The organism is Ruegeria sp. E1 (assembly GCF_056534225.1).
This window is the reverse complement of record NZ_JBQFPE010000001.1, coordinates 333506-352340: the sequence shown is the minus strand read 5'-3', so window position 1 is coordinate 352340 and position 18835 is coordinate 333506. Positions and strand designations below refer to the sequence as shown.

At 58.9% G+C, this 18835-nt stretch carries 17 protein-coding genes; 7 read left to right on the top strand and 10 right to left on the bottom strand.

The window, feature by feature from the left end; translation table 11 throughout:
• Window positions 1-11: 11 nt before the first annotated feature.
• Genes pgi through zwf form a run of 3 tightly spaced genes read right to left on the bottom strand, consistent with a single transcriptional unit; the run spans window position 12 to window position 3744 of the window.
• Complete coding sequence (pgi, locus tag ACR0FG_RS01765; RefSeq protein ID WP_480889443.1) at window positions 12-1622, bottom strand: glucose-6-phosphate isomerase; 1611 nt, start codon at window positions 1620-1622, stop codon at window positions 12-14.
• A 5-nt stretch (window positions 1623-1627) separates the two neighbouring features.
• The gene (gene pgl, locus ACR0FG_RS01760; RefSeq protein WP_170711850.1) at window positions 1628-2299 is read right to left on the bottom strand and encodes a 6-phosphogluconolactonase; all 672 of its coding nucleotides are present in this window, start codon (window positions 2297-2299) and stop codon (window positions 1628-1630) included.
• Window positions 2296-3744: a glucose-6-phosphate dehydrogenase gene (gene zwf, locus ACR0FG_RS01755; protein WP_480889441.1), complete on the bottom strand. Its 1449-nt coding sequence runs from the start codon at window positions 3742-3744 to the stop codon at window positions 2296-2298. Before zwf ends, pgl begins: the two co-directional genes overlap by 4 nt.
• 162 nt (window positions 3745-3906) lie before the next feature.
• Between zwf and ACR0FG_RS01750 the strand changes: the two genes are divergently transcribed.
• Both ACR0FG_RS01750 and ACR0FG_RS01745 read left to right on the top strand, forming a co-directional pair.
• Complete coding sequence (locus tag ACR0FG_RS01750; protein WP_480889439.1) at window positions 3907-4860, top strand: radical SAM protein; 954 nt, start codon at window positions 3907-3909, stop codon at window positions 4858-4860.
• 102 nt (window positions 4861-4962) lie between these two features.
• Window positions 4963-5679 carry a glycoside hydrolase family 19 protein gene (locus ACR0FG_RS01745; RefSeq protein ID WP_480889437.1) on the top strand — a complete coding sequence of 239 codons (717 nt, stop codon included), beginning with the start codon at window positions 4963-4965 and terminating at the stop codon, window positions 5677-5679.
• Here the strand turns inward: ACR0FG_RS01745 and ACR0FG_RS01740 are convergent.
• Window positions 5676-5945 (bottom strand): usg protein, encoded by a 270-nt coding sequence (locus ACR0FG_RS01740; protein ID WP_170711841.1) that lies wholly within the window; start codon window positions 5943-5945, stop codon window positions 5676-5678. The genes ACR0FG_RS01745 and ACR0FG_RS01740 overlap by 4 nt on opposite strands.
• A 194-nt stretch (window positions 5946-6139) precedes the next feature.
• On the opposite strand from ACR0FG_RS01740, the gene gyrA reads away from it, so the two are divergent.
• Complete coding sequence (gene gyrA / locus ACR0FG_RS01735; protein WP_480889433.1) at window positions 6140-8860, top strand: DNA gyrase subunit A; 2721 nt, start codon at window positions 6140-6142, stop codon at window positions 8858-8860.
• Between the two features lie 67 nt (window positions 8861-8927).
• Here the strand turns inward: gyrA and yghX are convergent, their stop codons facing one another.
• From yghX to ACR0FG_RS01715, 4 genes are all read right to left on the bottom strand, one after another.
• Complete coding sequence (gene yghX / locus ACR0FG_RS01730) at window positions 8928-9824, bottom strand: YghX family hydrolase (RefSeq protein WP_480889431.1); 897 nt, start codon at window positions 9822-9824, stop codon at window positions 8928-8930.
• A 63-nt stretch (window positions 9825-9887) separates the two neighbouring features.
• The gene (locus ACR0FG_RS01725; protein WP_480889429.1) at window positions 9888-11357 is read right to left on the bottom strand and encodes a carboxypeptidase M32; all 1470 of its coding nucleotides are present in this window, start codon (window positions 11355-11357) and stop codon (window positions 9888-9890) included.
• 4 nt (window positions 11358-11361) lie between these two features.
• Window positions 11362-12507, bottom strand: a complete 1146-nt coding sequence (gene ctaA / locus ACR0FG_RS01720; RefSeq protein WP_480889426.1) for a heme A synthase — start codon at window positions 12505-12507, stop codon at window positions 11362-11364.
• A gap of 60 nt (window positions 12508-12567) precedes the next feature.
• The gene (locus ACR0FG_RS01715) at window positions 12568-13311 is read right to left on the bottom strand and encodes an RNA methyltransferase (RefSeq protein WP_480889424.1); all 744 of its coding nucleotides are present in this window, start codon (window positions 13309-13311) and stop codon (window positions 12568-12570) included.
• A 164-nt stretch (window positions 13312-13475) separates the two neighbouring features.
• On the opposite strand from ACR0FG_RS01715, the gene ACR0FG_RS01710 reads away from it, so the two are divergent.
• The 4 genes from ACR0FG_RS01710 (at window position 13476) to ACR0FG_RS01695 (ending at window position 16718) form a co-directional block, all read left to right on the top strand.
• Window positions 13476-14096, top strand: a complete 621-nt coding sequence (locus ACR0FG_RS01710) for a thiamine phosphate synthase (protein ID WP_480889422.1) — start codon at window positions 13476-13478, stop codon at window positions 14094-14096.
• Window positions 14097-14159: 63 nt separating this feature from the next.
• Window positions 14160-15053, top strand: a complete 894-nt coding sequence (locus ACR0FG_RS01705; RefSeq protein WP_480889419.1) for a PfkB family carbohydrate kinase — start codon at window positions 14160-14162, stop codon at window positions 15051-15053.
• A complete protein-coding gene (locus ACR0FG_RS01700; protein WP_480889417.1) occupies window positions 15050-15964 on the top strand; it encodes a pseudouridine-5'-phosphate glycosidase in 915 nt (304 codons plus the stop codon). The genes ACR0FG_RS01705 and ACR0FG_RS01700 overlap by 4 nt, the downstream gene beginning before the upstream one ends.
• Before the next feature lie 64 nt (window positions 15965-16028).
• Entirely contained in the window at window positions 16029-16718 is a 690-nt protein-coding gene (locus ACR0FG_RS01695) for a DUF502 domain-containing protein (RefSeq protein WP_480889415.1), read from the top strand.
• On the opposite strand, the gene ACR0FG_RS01690 is transcribed toward ACR0FG_RS01695, so the two are convergent.
• Together ACR0FG_RS01690 and ACR0FG_RS01685 are read right to left on the bottom strand one after the other, a co-directional pair.
• Entirely contained in the window at window positions 16719-17747 is a 1029-nt protein-coding gene (locus tag ACR0FG_RS01690) for a patatin-like phospholipase family protein (protein WP_480889414.1), read from the bottom strand.
• A gap of 62 nt (window positions 17748-17809) precedes the next feature.
• Window positions 17810-18583, bottom strand: coding sequence for a 3-hydroxybutyrate dehydrogenase (locus ACR0FG_RS01685; RefSeq protein ID WP_480889412.1), 774 nt, complete (start codon window positions 18581-18583; stop codon window positions 17810-17812).
• Window positions 18584-18835: the final 252 nt, after the last annotated feature.

Sequence of the window (18835 nt, the reverse complement as noted above, 5' to 3'; positions counted from 1 at the left end):
AGGCGTGTTCTCTATTCACGATGGCGCAAGGCAAATTCGACCAGAGCTGCGGTCGATCCATCTTTGCCCACGGTGCCTACCTCACCATCCACAACAGGGCCCAGCGAGGTTGCCAGATCCTTACCCAATTCCACACCCCATTGGTCGAACGAATTGATCCCCAACAGGACACCTTCGACAAACACGCGATGTTCGTATAGCGCAATGATCTGCCCCAACACGAAAGGAGTGAGCTTGGGATAGATCAAGGTCGTCGACGGACGATTGCCGGAAAAAACCCGGTGCCGCGCCTGACGCTCTAACTCGTCACCCTGCAATCCTTTTTCGGCCATGCGCGCGCGTGCTTCGTCCAGAGATCTGCCCCGCATTAACGCTTCGGACTGAGCCAGACAATTGGCCAGCAACAATCGATGGTGGTGCGCCAGCTCTGGTTCGTGCCCGTCAGCGGCGACCATGAATTCACATGGGATCGTATCGGTTCCCTGATGGATCAACTGATAGAACGCGTGCTGCCCATTGGTGCCGGGCTCTCCCCAGACGACGGGGCCTGACGGCACGGTGAGGGAACTGCCATCCATTGCCACGGATTTTCCGTTTGATTCCATTTCAAGCTGCTGAAAGTAGGCCGGCAGGCGTAGCAAACGTTGATCGTAAGGCAATACTGCCCTGCTGGAGTGATCCAGAACCTGCCGATGCCAAATGCCAACCAGCGCCAGCATCACCGGCATATTTTCTACCCAGTCCGCCGAGCGAAAGTGCAGGTCCATCGCCTGCCCGCCGCGCAGAAAGGCGTCAAAGGCGTTTGATCCGACCGCGATCATGACAGGCAAGCCAACTGGCCCCCAGACCGAGTAGCGCCCTCCGACCCAATCGGCAAAGCCAAAAACACGCTCGGACGGGATGCCAAAGCTTTCGGTTTTGTCCAACGCGCTGGACACTGCCGCGAATTGCCGTGACGGATCGCCGCCGCCGTCCACCATCCAGGCGCGTGCGGTGCGCGCGTTTGTCATGGTCTCGATGGTCGTAAAGGTTTTAGAGGCAACAACGATCAGCGTCCGTTTCGGATCAAGCTGCCGCAACGTATCCGCGATATGGGCACCATCCACGTTCGAGACATAGTGCACCCTTGGCCCATCGTGATAAGGGGCAAGGGCATGGGTCGCCATGACCGGCCCCAGATCAGAACCACCAATGCCGATATTTACGACATCTGTAAAACTGCCCCCGACCCCCTGAACCGCACCACCGCGCACCTCTTCTGCAAAGACACGCATTCGCTGTAGTGTCTCAAGCACACCGGGCATCACGTCCTGCCCGTCAACTTCGACCGCGCCGCCGTCAAGATTGCGCAATGCCGTGTGCAAAACAGCTCGATCTTCGGTTTCATTGATCTTTTGGCCCGCAAACATCGCGCCACGACGTTCGGATAATCCTGCTTCGTCGCAAAGTCGGATCAGCGCTGTACGGATTTCGGCATCGATGGCCGTTTTTGAATAGTCAAACACCATATCGCCGGTCGATGCCGAAAACATTTGCGCACGTTTGGGATCGGCGTCGAACAGGCTCAGAATTCGACGATCGGCGTGGGTCTCAGCAAGGGCTTTCAATGCGTCCAATTGCATAGTCATCACTCCGCCCAATGGACTGTCATGCCGCTGAGAACGGCTGAGATTGGTGCCTCTTCCGGCGGCAGCGTCATGGCGCGCTCCAGCGCGTCGCGTTTGGCAGCACCAAAGATGATTAGATGCTTGGACAGAGCGCCCTCTAGCACCGGCGCTGTGAGTGTAATCCTTGGCTCTGGCTGCACTTCGGTCCGTGCTACGGCCAGTGTACGGGCATTGCTGTCCAGCGCAGCCTTCAACCCTGCCATACCCGGGAACAACGAAGCAGTGTGCATATCTTCGCCCATACCCAGCACCAAAACGGACAGCGGCAGAACCGGCGTAATTAGCGTTTCGATTTCAGCAAGCGCATCCTCGGGGTCGCGGCCAGCTACGTACAACGGAACATACTCAGCAACGGAGGCCCGATTGGTCAGCAACCGCGCCCGGATCAGCTTTTCGTTCGAGCGGTCGTCGTCGCTGGCCACGCAGCGTTCATCGGTGGGCAGTACGCGGACACGGTCCCATTCCAGATCCGCTGCACATAAGCCATCAAAAACGGGACCGGGTGTTGTCCCACCCGGAACGGCCAAAGCGATCTTGTCATGATGCAACAAGGCGGATTCGATATCCCCGGCCAACGCATTTGCAACGTCGATGGCCAACATGTCCCGATCGGCATATTCCTGAATTATCATGGCTTTATTCCCTGCCAGTGGCGACCATCCCGTTTCATCAGCAGCTCGGCGTCGCCCGGCCCTGTGCTGCCGCTGTCATAAGGTTTGGGCACATCGCCCCGCGCCCGCCATCCGGCGATGATCGGATCGGTCCAGGCCCACGCCGCCTCGACCTCGTCCCCGCGCATGAAAAGGGTCTGGTTGCCCCGGATCACGTCCATGATCAGCCGCTCATACGCTCCGGGTGGATCCTGATTTTCCGGCCCCAGCGCTTCGGCAAAACTCATGTCCAGCGGTACATCCACCAGTCGCATCCCACCTTGCCCCGGTTCCTTGATCGTGACCTTCAGTGTTATGCCCTCGTTCGGCTGCAGCCGGATTGACAGCACGTTGGCATGACGACCCGCCTCTTCACCAAAGATCGAGTGCGGCGCATCCTTGAACATCACGTTGATGACCGAGGACCGAGCCACCAACCGCTTGCCGGTACGCAGATAAAACGGCGTGCCCGCCCACCGCCAGTTGCTGACATGCGCCCGCAAGGCAACATAGCTTTCCGTAATCGAGCGCGGATTGCCGACCACATCGCGATACCCCGGCCCATCCGGCCCTGCCGAAAACTGCCCCCGCACGATATGATGCGGCTCAACCGGGTCCAGTGCGCGGATGACTTTCAGCTTTTCGTCCCGTACCGCGTCAGGATCGAACTTCGCAGGTGGTTCCATCGCGATCAGGCACAAAAGCTGCATCAGGTGATTCTGCACCATGTCGCGCATGGCCCCGGCGTGCTCGTAATAGGCCTCACGCCCGTTGATCCCGACGGTTTCAGCCACTGTGATCTGGATGTGATCTACATACTGACTGTTCCAAAGCGGCTCGAACAACATGTTGCCGAACCGAACGGCCATCAGGTTCTGAACCGTCTCCTTGCCCAGATAATGGTCGATCCGGTAAATCTGGCTTTCGTCAAAATGTGCTGCCAGCGTCGCATTCAGGGCCTTGGCACTCCCCAGATCGTGTCCAAACGGCTTTTCCACAACGATCCTAGTGTTCGCGTTTGCCAAGTCGTGCACCTGAATTCGTTCAGCAAGGGGGCCGAACAATTCTGGCCCGACCGAGAAATAGAACGCCCGAACGCGGTCGTCGCAGACCATATCGGCCAGACTGCCCCAACCTGCGTTGGAATGGGCATCCAGCGGAACATAGTCGAGCCGCCGCAGAAACTCGGTCAAGGACGCATCATCGCTTTTTGAAACCGAATCCTGCAAAGCCTGCAGCACAAGATCGCGATATTCGTCACTGTTCAATTCGCTACGCGCCACACCGATGATCCGGGCACCCTCGGGCCACTGTCCGGCGCAAAAACGACGATACAGGGCCGGCAGGATCTTGCGCCGAGCCAGATCGCCGGTTCCGCCAAATATGACCAGATCAAATGGGTCGACTGGAATGACACGAGAAACCATGCTTCGTCCTTACCCTGCCCCTTTCGGCATGTCCAATGTTAGCGCAATCAAAGACAGAGAATTCACGTCATCAAAACTCTGTCAGCACGGTCGTATCCTGCTTCCCCCTTGCGCAGCAAAAGGTTAGATCAGTCGGATCGCTGCACAAAACCGGATACGGGAATGAAAGACAACGCCCCTCAGGTCGCCAATATCGGCAAGTTTCAAAACAAATTGGTGACAACCGATGGTCAGACCCGGGCAACGGTCGCCCTGACCCATCCGGAAACGCTTTGGTTCAACACCGGAACCTTGTGCAACATCGAATGCGTGAACTGTTATATCGATAGCAGCCCCACCAATGATGCTTTGATTTACATCACAGCGGCCGAGGTCGAAGACTATCTGGATCAGATCGAAGACCGCAACTGGCCCATTCGCGAGATTGGCTTTACCGGTGGCGAACCCTTCATGAATCCCGAGATGATCGAGATGACCCGCGCTGCGCTGGCGCGTGGGTACGAAGTTCTGATCCTCACTAACGCGATGCTGCCGATGATGCGGCGCAAGATGCGCGAAGGGTTGCTGGACCTACAGCGCGACCATGGCGGCAAGCTGACCCTGCGAGTCTCGGTCGATCACTACCGCCCCGAACTGCATGATGAAGAGCGCGGCAAAGGCAGCTTTGCCAAGACCCTCATCGGGATGGAGTGGCTGCGCGACAACGGGTTCAACATGGCCATCGCCGGACGCACCGTCTGGGGCGATACCGACGCCGAAAGCCGTGCAGGATATGCGGCGTTCTTTGCCGAGCATGGATTTGCGATCGACGCGCACAACCCGGCGCAAACCGTTCTGTTCCCTGAAATGGATGAAACTGTCGAGGTTCCGGAAATCACCACGGCTTGCTGGGGCATTCTGGACAAATCTCCAGACGCGGTGATGTGTGCAAGCGCGCGCATGGTGGTCAAACGCAAAGGCGCAGACCAGCCGGCGGTTCTAGCCTGTACTTTGCTCCCTTACGCACCCGAGTTCGAGATGGGCACAACCCTGGCCGAAGCCGAGGCCGACGTACACCTGAACCATCCCCATTGCGCCAAGTTCTGCGTTCTGGGCGGCGCGAGCTGTTCGGGCTGATGCCCCGCTTAAAATACTAACGGTTCCCTTCAAAACCTGCTATTCAAGACTTTTTCACCTTACCCACTGGGTGAAATCAGTGGCGTTTTAAGGAGTTTCGTTTTGGATCATAGCGTATTTTTCAACCGCATCCGCCATTCTCTGTACGGGGGAAGACTGTCGCAAAGCGCGGTGGACAATATCAACGTCATTCTCGGGTTCTGGGACAACGCGCACCCCGATAACCCGCGCAATCAACTTGCCTACATCCTCGCGACGGTTCTGACAGAAGTCGGTCGCGATATGAATCCGGTGCGTGAGACGTTTGCGAACTCAGACGCTCAGGCCCGCGCCCGGCTCAGCCACAAACCCTATGCCCAATCCGTTCCGCCGCATGGTCACGCCTATTATGGCAGGGGCTATGTGCAACTGACCTGGCGCAGCAATTATCAGACGCAGGAAAACAAACTGGGCGTTCCGCTTGTACGCGAACCTGATCTTGCTTTGAATGCGGATATTGCCATTCAGGTTCTGGTTGGCGGCATGATGGCAGGCGATTTCAACCGCGACGGCCATGGGTTGCCGCATTATGTCAACGAACAGGATCAGGACTTTTTTCAGGCCCGGCGCACCGTCAACATCCTGGACCGCGCATTCGAGATTGCGGGCTATGCCACGCGCTTTCTGAATGCAATCGAAGCTGCCGATCTGGCTGAACGCTCAACGCTGGTCGCCACAAGCGCGGGCAACGAGGCCAACGATGGGTCGGATTCACTGATGCTGCCCTCGTCCGAGCATATGGATGCGCAACAATCGCTTTTGGATAACAGCCAGGGTTAGTTCACCCGAAACTCGCCCACCATGTTCCGCCACTCGCCCGGAGCGATCATCTTTCGATGCGTGAACCGGACCGAATGCAGCGGCCCTTCGATCTCTCTTTGCCAGAAATCTATAAAATCGAACAATTTCGGGTGATCCGGTGCAAGATCGTAATCCTGCCAAATGAACGTGTTCAATACATGAATGTAATCGGGCATGTGATAGAAAAATTCTGCCGTTGTCAGCCCGTACCCCTTGAGCATTAACTCTGTTTCGCTTTGCTCCATGCAGACCTCCACTTTTCTTGCAAGGTCTCTGTATGGTAACACGAAAACCTCCTAATCCTTAGTTAACAATATGTTACTCTGATGTTACGGGGGTTTTTCATGCGCATATACGTTGCTTGCTTGCACCTTATATGCTGGGTCTGATAAGGTGCATCCACAAGATATAGACCCAGAACAAGACACGGGCAGTTTACGTGAGCGATACGCCAGAAATCCCTGAAAACATGGATGAAACCCCGCCCGAGCGCCCCGTTTATGACGGCCCGACGGTCTCAATCGAATCCGAGATGCGCACGTCCTATCTGGACTATGCGATGTCAGTCATCGTCAGCCGCGCGATCCCCGATCTGCGTGACGGGCTGAAGCCGGTGCACCGGCGGATTCTGTACGCCATGCACGAAACCGGGAACACCCACGACAAGGCGTACCGCAAGTCGGCACGCCCGGTCGGCGATGTGATGGGTAAGTACCACCCGCATGGCGACAGTGCGATCTACGACGCGCTGGTGCGGATGGCGCAGGATTTCTCGATGTCGCTGCCGTTGCTGGACGGTCAGGGCAACTTTGGTTCGATGGACGGCGATAACCCGGCAGCCATGCGTTACACCGAAGTTCGGATGGACAAACCCGCCGCGTCCCTGCTGGCCGATATCGAAAAAGAGACGGTTGATTTTCAGGACAACTACGATGGCAAGGACCGGGAGCCGACGGTCTTGCCCGCGCGGTTTCCGAACATGCTGGTCAATGGAGCCGGCGGTATTGCCGTGGGTATGGCGACCAACATTCCGCCGCACAACCTGGGTGAGGTCGTTGACGCTACACTGGCATTGATCGACGACCCTGACCTGACCTCCGAGCAACTGATCGAATACGTCCCCGGCCCTGACTTCCCGACCGGCGGTGTGATGCTGGGCCGTTCCGGTGCGCGCAAAGCGTATCTGGAGGGTCGCGGCAGCGTCATCATTCGCGCCAAAACACGCACCGAAGAAATCCGCAAGGATCGTTACGCCATTGTCGTGGATGAGATTCCCTATCAGGTGAACAAGGCCGCGATGATCGAAAAGATCGCCGAGGCTGTGCGTGAAAAGCGCATCGAAGGCGTCGCCCATGTGCAGGACGAATCCGACCGGAACGGCGTGCGCGTGGTGGTCGAGCTGAAACGCGATGCGACGCCCGAAGTGGTGCTGAACCAGCTTTACCGCTTTTCGCCGATGCAGACCTCGTTCGGCTGCAACATGCTGGCCCTGAACGGCGGTCGGCCCGAGCAGTTGACTCTGCGCCGGTTCCTGACGTCCTTCATCGACTTCCGCGAGGACGTGGTCGCTCGTCGTACCGCCTATGACCTGCGCAAAGCCCGCGAGCGCAGCCACATCCTGTGTGGTCTGGCCGTGGCCGTGTCGAACGTCGACGAAGTGGTTGCCACCATCCGCTCGTCAGCAGATGCCGCCGAGGCGAGAGAAAAGCTGATGACCCGCCGCTGGCCCGCCTCTGAAATCGAGGGCTATCTGCGCCTGATCGACGATCCTCTGTCCAAGATGAACGACGATGGCACCTATAACCTGACCGAGGTTCAGGCCCGCGCCATCCTTGACTTGCGCCTGCAGCGCCTGACCCAACTGGGCGTCAAAGAGGTCACTGACGAGCTTGAAGAACTGGCCGCCAAGATCAAGGAATATCTGGATATTCTGTCCTCGCGCGAGCGCATCATGTCGATCATCGGCGATGAACTGCGCAGCGTACGCGAGCAATTCGCCGTCGACCGCCGCACCGAGATCGTCGACTGGTCCGGTGACATGGAAGACGAAGACCTGATCGAGCGTGAGGACATGGTCGTGACCGTCACCTCGGGCGGCTATATCAAGCGCACGCCGCTGGCCGATTTCCGGGCGCAAAAGCGCGGCGGCAAGGGCCTTTCGGGGATGCAGACCAAGGAAGAGGATGTGGTTACCAACCTCTTCGTCGCCAACACCCATACGCAGTTGCTGTTCTTTACGACCGAAGGGATGGTCTACAAGCTCAAGACCTGGCGCCTGCCGCAGTCCAGCCGCACCGGCAAGGGCAAAGCGATCGTCAATATCCTGCCGATCCCGACCGGGGTGTCCATCGCGGCGATCATGCCGGTCGATGTACCGGACGAAGAATGGGAAAACTTGCAAATCGTCTTTGCCACTAGCGCGGGCGACGTGCGACGCAACCGCTTGTCGGACTTCACCAATGTCCGCCGCAACGGCAAGATTGCGATGAAACTGCCCGAGGGTGTTGAACTGGTAAATGCCCGCATCTGTTCCGAGGATGAAGACGTGATGCTGGTCACCAGTTCGGGCCGCGCGATCCGCTTCCGCACCACTGATGTACGCGTTTTCAACTCGCGCGAATCCACCGGCGTGCGCGGCATCAAGCTGACCAATGGCGACCGTGTGGTTTCAATGTCAGTAATCCGCCATTTCGAGGCCGCCTCGGATGAGCGTGCCGCCTATCTCAAGATGCGCCGCGCCGTAGCTGGGATTGCCGACGATGGCGAGACGGACGAGGACGAAGCAACCCCCGGTACCATCACGCAGGAGCGCTATGCCGAAATGTCGGCGGCGGAGAACCTGATCCTGACCATCACAACCGGCGGGGCGGGCAAGCTGAGCTCAAGCCACGACTACCCCGTTCGCGGACGCGGTGGCATGGGCGTCGCAGCCATGGACAAGGCCATGCGCGGAGGAGAGCTTGTAGCCTCGTTCCCGGTTGAGATCGATGACCAGATCATGTTGGCGACATCCAAAGGGCAATCGATCCGGGTGCCGGTGGACGGCATCTCGTTCCGGTCCCGCAGCGCGGGTGGCGTCAAGGTGTTCAACACCGGCCAGGGCGAAGAAGTCGTTAGTGTCGCTTGGATTGCAGACCAAGGCGAGGAAGACGAAGAATAGTCTTTTCTGCCTGACCAAGAAAAACCCTCGCCGGCACGCTCGGCGAGGGTTTTTTGTTTTCAATAACTTAAGTCAGGTAGTTATTGAAAAACGCGATCGTGCGCTTCCACGCCAGAGTGGCCGCAGTCTCATCATACCGAGGTGTCGTATCGTTGTGGAACCCATGGTTCACGTCCGGGTAGAAATGCACGGTGAACTTCTTCTGATTGGCCCCCAACGCCTGGGAATAGGCAGGCCAACCGGCGTTGATACGCTCATCCAGCCCGGCATAGTGGATCATCAACGGTGCCTCAATTGACGGCACATCTTCGGCCGCAGGCTGGCGCCCGTAGAACGGCACCGAGGCCGCAAGGTCGGGGTAAGCCACCGCCAACGCGTTGCATACCCCTCCGCCATAGCAGAACCCGACGGCACCGATCTTGCCGGTTGAAAGGTCGTGATCGCGCAAAAACTCATAGGCCGCGAAGAAATCCGCCATAAGCTTTTCGCGATCCATCGAGCGCTGCATCTCGCGCCCTTCCTCGTCGGTGCCGGGATAGCCGCCCAGAGGCGACAGGCCATCCGGACCAAAGGCGAGAAACCCGGCTTTTGCCGCCCTACGTACAACATCTTCTATATAGGGGTTCAGCCCTCGGTTCTCGTGCACGACCAAGACGGCAGGCAGCTTACCGGTCGCATTGGCAGGCATCGCCATCAAACCGCTTGTTTCGGCATGTCCATCCGGGCTGTCGAACTGGACCACCATGGTTTCGATGTCCGGATCATCCGGCGCGACCTGCTGCGCCCAGGCATAGTTGGGCTGTAGCTGATCCAGGATCATCGCGCCGGTCACTCCGGCAGCAGTGTATTTCCCTGCCTTCGAGATGAATTCACGCTTGGACATCGTGCCGTGCACATATCCATCAAAAATTTCGAGGATTCGGGGATCAAAATCACTGGCTTTTTTGCGGGCATTTCCGGTCATCTTCGCCTCCCAAGCATATGTTTAGGTACGACGATGCTAACCCGGCGCGACCAATCCGAGAACTCACAAATTATAAAGCGCGCCGAACTTGCCTTCCAGATAATCCAAAAGCGGTTCCGGCCCGGGCTCGACCCCGCTGGCGCGTTGGATGATGTCACGCGGGGCGTAAAGCCCGCCATATTGCTGCACATTCTCGCGCAGCCAGCCGGTTGCGCCCGAGGTGTCTCCGGCTGCCAGTTGCGTGTCCAGATTCGGCACCGCCGCCCGCAGGGCCTGATTCAGACACCCGGCATAGACATTGCCCAGCGAGTAGGTCGGGAAATAGCCAAACAGGCCGACCGACCAGTGCACGTCCTGCAAGCAGCCGTTGGACGGCTGGTCGACCGCATAGCCGAAATCAGCGTGGAACCTGTCGTTCCAGGCGGCCTCCAGATCACCCACCTGCAAGTCGCCTGACATCAGGGCGCGTTCCAGATCGAAGCGCAGCATGATGTGCAGGTTGTACTGAATCTCGTCCGCCTCGGTTCGGATGTACCCGTTGTGGACACGGTTCACCGTCGCATAGAACGCATCTGGATCATCGACCCCAAAATCACCAAAAACCTCTTTCATCTGGCCAAAAAGCCACCCTGTGAAAGCGCGTGAGCGGCCAAGTTGGTTCTCGTAAATCCGGCTTTGGCTTTCATGCACGCCCATCGACACGCCCCGCCCCAACGGTGTCAGGGCATAGGCCGGATCAATGCCTTGCTCATAGGCGGCATGTCCGACCTCGTGGATTGTCGAATAGAAACAGTTGAACGGATCCACCTCGCTTGTGCGGGTTGTGATGCGCACATCCGAGCCGCTGCCAGAGCTGAACGGATGAACCGCTTTGTCGACGCGCCCCCGGTTCAGGTCATAGCCAAAGGCCACGGCCAGTTTCTGCGACAGACGCATCTGCTCCATCTCATTGAAACTGCCGCTCAGGGCCTGCGGCTCGGGCCGATCCAGCACTGCAGCGCGCAAGGCAACAATGCGCGGGCGCATCTGGTCAAAGATCGCGGCGATCTGGGCACCGGTCGTATAGGGTTCGTAATCCTCGACCAGCGCATCGTAGATGTCACCACCCTGCGCCAGCGCCACGCCCTCTTCCTGCCTTAGCGAGACGACCTCTTCCAGCACCGGCAGAAACGCCGCGACATCCTCATCAGCGCGGGCCTGTGCCCACGTCCCCTGCGCCGCAGACGTAACGCGCGCTATGGCTGTTGCCAGATCGGCAGGTACTTTGACCGCACGATCATAGGCCCTGCGGATTTCCCGCAATTGCGCGTGCCCCGCCTCATCCTCGGCACGGGCCTGATCCAGCCACTCGGCAACGCGGGGATCTGAACGGCGTGCGTGCAAGACAGCCTCGATGGCAGCCATTTCTTCGGCCCGCTGAGGGGCAGCACCGCGGGGCATGACGGTTTCCTGATCCCAACCCAGCCGCCCGGCAATTTGACCAAGCGCCGAGGTTTCGCGCTGGAAAGTCATCAGATCGTTAAATGCAGTCATCGGGTCATGCTCCACGAAGCGAGGTTGCGATTGGATAGGCGGTCAGGAAGCGGGCGCGCAGGATCAGGGTCCAGACGATGACGGCCATGAATTGGTGGAAAATGGCGATCTGCCAAGGGGCTGCATAAACGACCGTCAGTATCCCGATCACCACTTGAAGGGACAATGCCGCAAAGGCTGCGTTGAAGGCAAACCGTGTTTGTGGATGCGCACTTGCGCTGCCGCGCCGCCAGACAACGATGGCAAAGATGAACAATAGATAACCTGCACAGCGGTGGATGAACTGCACCAGACCGGGACTTTCAAAGAAGTTTCGCCACATCGGTTCCAGCATTGTTGCGTCGGGTGGCAAAAGTTGCCCACCGATCAGCGGCCAGTCGGTATAGGATCGACCTGCGTCGATCCCGGCGACAAGCGCGCCAAGGAGTATTTGTAAAAAGGTGAAATGCAGCAGGCCGGTCGAGAGTGAGAACAGTTTCGCCTCTTTCGCGCGGCGGGCCTGCATCAGGTCGCGTTCCGTGCGGCCCAGTTCAAAGATGTACCACGCAAGGAACCCTAGGATCACAAAGGCCAGACCCAGATGCACTGCAAGGCGATAGCTGGCAACGGCCGTCATACCTTCGCCCTGCGTGACGCCCGAGGCGACCATCCACCAGCCAACCGCGCCCTGAATGCCGCCCAGCAGGCCTGGGATTAGCAGTTTGCCGGTCCAGCCGGTGGGGATTTTGCGCAGTGCGAAGAACCCAACGAATCCAACCGCCCAAACCAGACCGATGACGCGACCCAGTTGGCGGTGGCCCCATTCCCACCAGTAGATCGTTTTGAAGTCATCCAACTCCATCCACTGGTTCTGGATGCGCCACTGGTCGATCTCTTTGTATTTGTCGAATTCAGCTTGCCAGTCGACCTCAGACATGGGCGGGATGGCCCCCGTGATCGGGCGCCATTCGGTGATCGACAGGCCGCTGTCGGTCAGGCGGGTCAGCCCACCCACGGCGATCATTACCACGACCAAAGCAAACAGGATCATCAGCCAGACACGAATTGCGCCGCGCGCACCGCCGCGACCACGGTCAATCATGCCGGGTTGGACCGCTTCTTGTTTCTGGTCGCCCGAGACTTCTTCGAAGATGCTGCGCTTGCCGCTCATGCTGGCCTCATATCCTTGATTTCGTCGCAAGCTAGGGCCAAGGCGCGCCGAGGTCCAGCCTCAGCCCTTTTCCTTCCAGCGGACCATCTGACGCATGATCCCGTGCAACATCTGAACATCCGCCCGGGTCATCTGCATCCGCGACCACAGGTTGCGCAGATTGGTCTTCATGCCATCGGCCTTTTCAGGGGGATAAAAGAAACCGGCCTGGTCCAGCCGGTCCTCATAATGTTCGACCAGCTTTTCGACCTCGATGCCCGTCGCCCAGTCACCCTTGCCCAGATCGGTTGCCTCATGCACCACGTTGCCTGTTTGGCGCATCCACTCATAAGCGGTCAGCAAAACACATTGCCCAAGGTTCAGCGAGGCGTATTCCGGATTCACCGGGACCGAGATAATCGCGTTGGCCTTGGCGATATCTTCATTCTCAAGCCCTGCGCGTTCGGGTCCAAAGAGAACCGCCACCTTTTCACCCGCAGCTACTTTTTCCGCCGCAATCTGCATCGCCCGTTCGGGACTGAAAACCGGCTTGGTCAACCCCCTCTGCCGAGCGGTCGTGGCGAACACATAGGTCCGATCCCCCAGCGCTCCTGCAAGATCATCGTACAACTGCGCCTCATCCAGCAGCCGCCCTGCCCCGCTGGACATCGCCACGGCTTTGGGATTGGGCCAACCATCCCGAGGCGCCACGATCCGCATCCGGTCCAGCCCGAAATTCCACATGGCCCGCGCGGCGGCGCCGATGTTTTCGCCCATTTGCGGGCGCACAAGCACGAAAGAAGGCTGGGATCGATCGCTAGGCATGGCTTACTCCGAAAAACTTCGCCTGCTCTAATCCTCGCGTCCGCATAGGGCAAGTCGCCCCTGCTTCTTCTGCTCCCAAATACCTTTGCCGAAGGCAATAAAGTTTGCTTCCCCGCCGCAATCCGCTAAACCGCGCCAAAGACCAAAAGCCGAAGGATGCGCCAATGGACACCCCCGAGCAGCCGCAGATCTACCTGATCACCCCGCCCACTATCACGCTGAGCACATTCCCGGACCAACTCGGTCGTGTGCTGGACGGGGCCGAGATCGCCTGTATCCGGCTTGCGCTGGCTGGCAATGACGAAGACACCATCGCCCGCGCCGCAGATGCCTGCCGCGAGGTTGCCCATGCGCGGGACGTGGCGCTAGTGATTTCGAACCATGTGCTTCTGGCGCAGCGGTTGGGTCTGGACGGTGTTCATCTGGATGACGCGGCGCGTTCGGTGCGTGCGGCGCGCAAAGAACTTGGGACCGATGCCATCGTCGGCAGCTTTTGCGGTACCTCCAGTCATGACGGAATGACGGCAGGTGAGGCCGGTGTCGATTATGTGGCCTTTGGCCCGGTCGGCAACGCAGCCCTTGGGGATGGAACCACGGCTGAACGGGATCTGTTTCAATGGTGGTCCGAAATGATCGAAGTACCGGTTGTGGCCGAAGGCGGCCTGACACCCGACCTGATCCGTGACCTGTCGCCCAGCACAGATTTCTTCGGCATCGGGGATGAGATCTGGTCCAAAGATGATCCATTGGCCGAATTGAACACGCTGATTGCAGCAATGACCTGACGCTGGCGCCACACAGCCCCATTCCGCTTGCACGCAAGCCGGGGCTGCGGCATGACACTCATCATGAGTCAAAATAGCGAAATCCTCTGTATCGGCTCCGTTCTGTGGGACGTGATTGGCCGGTCCGCCAGCGTTATGCGGCGGGGCTCGGACGTACCGGGACGCATCACGCGCCTACCCGGTGGCGTCGCCATGAACATCGCCATGACACTGGCGCGGTTCGGCATGACACCAACATTGCTGACCGCGATTGGCCAAGACCCCGAGGGCGACGAACTGGTCCAGTCCTGCACGCGCCTGGGAATGGTCACGGATCACATCTATCGCTCACAAGACCTTCCGACCGACCGTTACATGGCTGTCGAAGGCGCCAACGGGTTGATTGCCGCCATTGCCGACGCCCACTCGCTTGAGGCTGCGGGGGCTAAGATCCTGCGCCCGCTGATGCAAGGGCCACTGGGGTACGAGAACGCGCCGTTCGAAGGCCCGATCGCGCTGGACGGCAACCTGACACTGACGCTGCTGGAAGAGATCGCCCAAAGCCCTGCCTTTGCCAAAGCTGACCTGCGCGTGGCTCCGGCCTCACCCGGCAAGGCGGAGCGATTGCTTCCCTTCCTCAAACACGCCCGCGCGACGCTCTATGTGAACCTCGAAGAGGCCGGGCTGCTGTGTCAGCGCGAGTTCACTGATTCCGAAAGCGCCGCCAAGGGTCTGCTGGACCGTGGCGCCCTGCGGGTTCTTGTCACCGACGGCGGCAACTCGGCTACGGTGGGTGACGCAAACGATATCCTTACCCAAACGCCCCCTTCTGTCCTGGTCACACGCGTGACCGGCGCTGGGGATACCTTCATGGCCGCTCATATCGCCGCCGAGGCGAATGGTGCCGATAATGACACGGCTCTCAGTCGCGCGCTGAATGCTGCCGCAACCTATGTCTCCGGAGAAACCCCACTGTGATCACCATCCACTATTCCGCCGAGGTGCGCGCCGCGAAAGAGGCCGGTCAGCCAATCGTGGCGCTGGAAAGCACCATCATCACCCACGGAATGCCCTACCCGCAGAACATCGAAGTTGCGGCACAGGTCGAACAAGACATCCGCGACGCGGGTGCCACTCCGGCCACGATCGCGGTTGTCGACGGGGTTTTGAATGTCGGCCTTGAAGCAGACCAACTGAAGGCGCTGGGTCAGGCGCAGGGCGTCGCCAAACTGTCGCGTGCGGATATGGCCGCCTGCCTTTCCACTGGCGGAACCGGAGCCACCACCGTCGCCGCGACAATGATCGCTGCGCATTACGCCGGGATCGACGTTTTTGCCACCGGGGGCATCGGCGGGGTGCATCAGGGGGCCGAAACCTCGTTCGACATCTCGGCAGACTTGCATGAACTTGCTCAGACCCCTGTGACGGTGGTCGCAGCCGGGGCCAAAGCCATCCTCGATCTGGCCAAAACGCTCGAAGTGTTGGAAACACTGGGCGTTCCTGTCATCGCCCATGGTCAGGATGAATTCCCCGCCTTCTGGTCCGCCAAATCCCCCTACGCCGCGCCCCTTCGCATGGACAGTGCGGCCCAGATCGCCAAAGCCCACGCCACCCGCCGCGCCCTTGGCCTGCCGGGTGGTCAGCTTGTTGCGAACCCGATCCCGGTCGAGGATCAGATACCGGCCGAGGAACTGGCCCCGATCATCACCGCCGCACAGGCCGATGCGGACACACACCGCATCACAGGCAAAGGCGTTACCCCCTATCTGCTGCAACGAATTTTCGAGCAGACCGAGGGCCGCTCGTTGGTTGCCAATATCGCGCTGGTCAGGAACAACGCCCGCCTTGCCGCCCGAATTTCCAAAGCCCTGACCGAAAGTACCGCGTAACCTTGCCCTATTGTACCAAACGCCCGGACTGATTAACTAATTCGGCAAACCACTCGGGACCGCAATGAATACGCCATTTGACGAAGGACCACATCGCCGACCGGGCCTGTTTTCCCGGCTTCGCGCATCGTTTCTGACGGGCATCGTCGTCATTGCGCCGGTTTGGCTGACCATCTGGCTGATCTGGTCGGTTGTCGGCTGGATCGACAGTGCGGTGCTGCCGTTGATCCCCCAGCGGTTCCAGCCTTCGGAGTATGTTGGCATCAACCTGCGCGGCGTTGGCGTCGTTTTCTTCCTGATCTTCACAATCCTTGTCGGCTGGGTTGCCAAAGGCATTCTGGGCCGGTCCCTGATCCATTTCGCCGAAAGCCTGGTGGACCGGATGCCCGTGGTTCGGTCGGTCTATTCCGGGATCAAGCAAATCTCGGAAACCGTCTTTGCCCAATCCGAACGTTCATTCGAAAAAGCCTGCCTGATCCAGTACCCGCGCCGGGGCATCTGGGCCATCGGTTTCGTCTCGACCACCGCAAGGGGCGAAGTCAGCGCCCGCGCCGAAACAAGCGGCGAATTGCTGAGCATTTTCGTACCCACAACGCCCAACCCTACATCCGGCTTCCTGCTGTTCTTCCCGGCCGAGGATGTCATCCTTCTGGACATGACGATCGAAGAGGCCGCCAAGCTGGTGATCTCAGCAGGGCTGGTTTACCCGAACGAGAAAGATCCGACCGAGCCGCCGGAAGATACCCCCGAATAGTCAGCCGAACATGGCGGGCAGATCCACGGTGCTACGCGCACCCAAATCGGCCTTGTGGTCGCGCAGAAACTGATGCGCCGCGGCCTGCCCTGCCTGTTTCAGCCGATGCAGAATCACCGGGTTTGGCACAGTTTTCGTCGCCGCCGACAAATCATTCATCAACGCATCGTCAGCAATCATATGAACCAGCACCCGGTTCATCTCACCAGCTTTCAACTTCCCCTCACTCAGCAGACGCTGCACGAAATTGATCGCCCGCAACTCGCGAAACAGGGATGAGTTAAAACTGATCTCGTTAATCCGGTTCTGAATCTGCTGCGGAGTCTTGGGCACCTCGTCCCGTTCCAGCGGATTGATGTTCACAATCACCACGTCATCCGGAAGCTCGCCGTCGAACAGCGGATACAACGCCGGGTTTCCAGTATACCCGCCATCCCAATAGGCCTCGGTCCGGCCCGTTTTAGGATCATAGATTTCAACCGCCTGAAACAGGTTCGGCAAACAGGCCGAGGCCAGAATGGCATCCGTGGAAATCTCGTGTCCGGTAAACACCCTGATCTTGCCGCTGCGCACACAGGTCGCGCAGACGAACAGGCCCGGGCCTTCATCGGCGCAAATCTCATCGAAATTGAACCGGTCCACAACCGACTCCAGCGGATTGCGATAAAACGGACCATAGGCATAGGGCGAAATCAGCCGCGACCACGCATCTGCGAACGAAAACGGTGCTGAATATTCAATCGCCTGTGCAATCTGCGCGGGCTCCAGCCCCCGCATCCAATGGGCAATCCGCATGTCGCCAACCGCGCCCATGCGTTTCCATAAGCCATCCAGCGTATCACGCGCGCCCTGCCGGCCAGCACGCACCATCCCGGACTTGAACGCCGCCCCGTTCAGCGCCCCGGCCGAGGTGCCGGTGATCGCAGCAACCTCGATATCTTCTTCCTCAAGCAGCCGGTCCAGCACGCCCCAGGTAAAGGCCCCATGCGCCCCGCCGCCCTGCAAAGCCAGATTGATCCTTTTCACCACCCCAGATCCTTCTTCTGTTCAAAAATACCTCGGGGGTGTGGGGGCAGCGCCCCCACGATAAGCTACAGCGCCGTCCACCCGCCATCGACTGAAATCGTCGTCCCTGTAATCTGCGCCGCCGCATCGGAACACAAAAACACCGTCGTCCCACCCAACTGCTCGACCGTCGCAAATTCCTTGGACGGCTGGCGCTCAAGCAGAACGTTCTTCACCACATCCTCGCGGCTCATGTTGTATTCTTTCATCGTGTTGGGGATCTGAGCGTCAACCAACGGCGTCAGCACATAGCCCGGACAGATCGCGTTGCAGGTGATCGGCTCTTGCGCGGTTTCCAGCGCCACAGTCTTGGTCATCCCAACGACACCATGTTTCGCCGTCACATACGCCGCCTTGTAAGGCGACGCGGTTAGCCCATGCGCCGAGGCGATATTCACCACCCGCCCCCATCCGGCCTTTCGCATCATCGGCAAGGCGGCAGCCATCGTGTGATAGGCCGAGTTCATGTTGATCGCGATGATCGCATCCCATTTCTCGACCGGAAATTGATCGATGGGTGAAACGTGCTGGATGCCAGCATTGTTCACCAGAATATCGCAAGCACCTGCCTGTTCGATCAACGCGCGACACTCATCCCCTTTTGACATATCCGCCTTGATGTATCGCGCATTGGTCCCCGTCTCTTTTGCGATGTCGGCAGCAAGCGCGTGATCCTCATCGCGATCCGTGAACGAGTTCAGAACCACATCCGCCCCAGCTTTGGCCAACTCACGTGCGACACCCAAACCAATGCCCGAATTTGACCCAGTGATGATTGCGGTTTTTCCTGACAGGCTCATGCGACCTCTCCTTGCAAGTCAGATTTTCGCACAGTCTGCCATGCTGCACCTGCAAAGAAAACGGGGAAAGATCGTCGCGCTTAGCCACCTGAAGCAGGGGCTGACCAAGCCAAAAAAAACGCCCGCACGAAGCGGGCGTTAAGTTATTGAGGCAGGTTTCATACAGGCAAGAAACCTATCGAGCAGTGCATCCTTTATAAGCAATTCCGCGCCGTCATCCAAGCTAAAAGTTTGATAATATGAAAAATCATG

What these genes read in the sequence shown, in the direction of transcription:
- zwf (WP_480889441.1), bottom strand. Translation starts at nt 3,744, where the DNA reads ATGGTTTCTCGTGTCATTCCAGTCGACCCATTTGATCTGGTCATATTT.
- ACR0FG_RS01695 (WP_480889415.1), top strand. Translation starts at nt 16,029, where the DNA reads ATGAATACGCCATTTGACGAAGGACCACATCGCCGACCGGGCCTGTTT.
- ACR0FG_RS01705 (WP_480889419.1), top strand. Translation starts at nt 14,160, where the DNA reads ATGAGTCAAAATAGCGAAATCCTCTGTATCGGCTCCGTTCTGTGGGAC.
- yghX (WP_480889431.1), bottom strand. Translation starts at nt 9,824, where the DNA reads ATGACCGGAAATGCCCGCAAAAAAGCCAGTGATTTTGATCCCCGAATC.
- pgl (WP_170711850.1), bottom strand. Translation starts at nt 2,299, where the DNA reads ATGATAATTCAGGAATATGCCGATCGGGACATGTTGGCCATCGACGTT.
- ACR0FG_RS01750 (WP_480889439.1), top strand. Translation starts at nt 3,907, where the DNA reads ATGAAAGACAACGCCCCTCAGGTCGCCAATATCGGCAAGTTTCAAAAC.
- ACR0FG_RS01685 (WP_480889412.1), bottom strand. Translation starts at nt 18,583, where the DNA reads ATGAGCCTGTCAGGAAAAACCGCAATCATCACTGGGTCAAATTCGGGC.
- ACR0FG_RS01710 (WP_480889422.1), top strand. Translation starts at nt 13,476, where the DNA reads ATGGACACCCCCGAGCAGCCGCAGATCTACCTGATCACCCCGCCCACT.
- ctaA (WP_480889426.1), bottom strand. Translation starts at nt 12,507, where the DNA reads ATGAGCGGCAAGCGCAGCATCTTCGAAGAAGTCTCGGGCGACCAGAAA.
- pgi (WP_480889443.1), bottom strand. Translation starts at nt 1,622, where the DNA reads ATGCAATTGGACGCATTGAAAGCCCTTGCTGAGACCCACGCCGATCGT.
- ACR0FG_RS01715 (WP_480889424.1), bottom strand. Translation starts at nt 13,311, where the DNA reads ATGCCTAGCGATCGATCCCAGCCTTCTTTCGTGCTTGTGCGCCCGCAA.
- ACR0FG_RS01725 (WP_480889429.1), bottom strand. Translation starts at nt 11,357, where the DNA reads ATGACTGCATTTAACGATCTGATGACTTTCCAGCGCGAAACCTCGGCG.
- ACR0FG_RS01740 (WP_170711841.1), bottom strand. Translation starts at nt 5,945, where the DNA reads ATGGAGCAAAGCGAAACAGAGTTAATGCTCAAGGGGTACGGGCTGACA.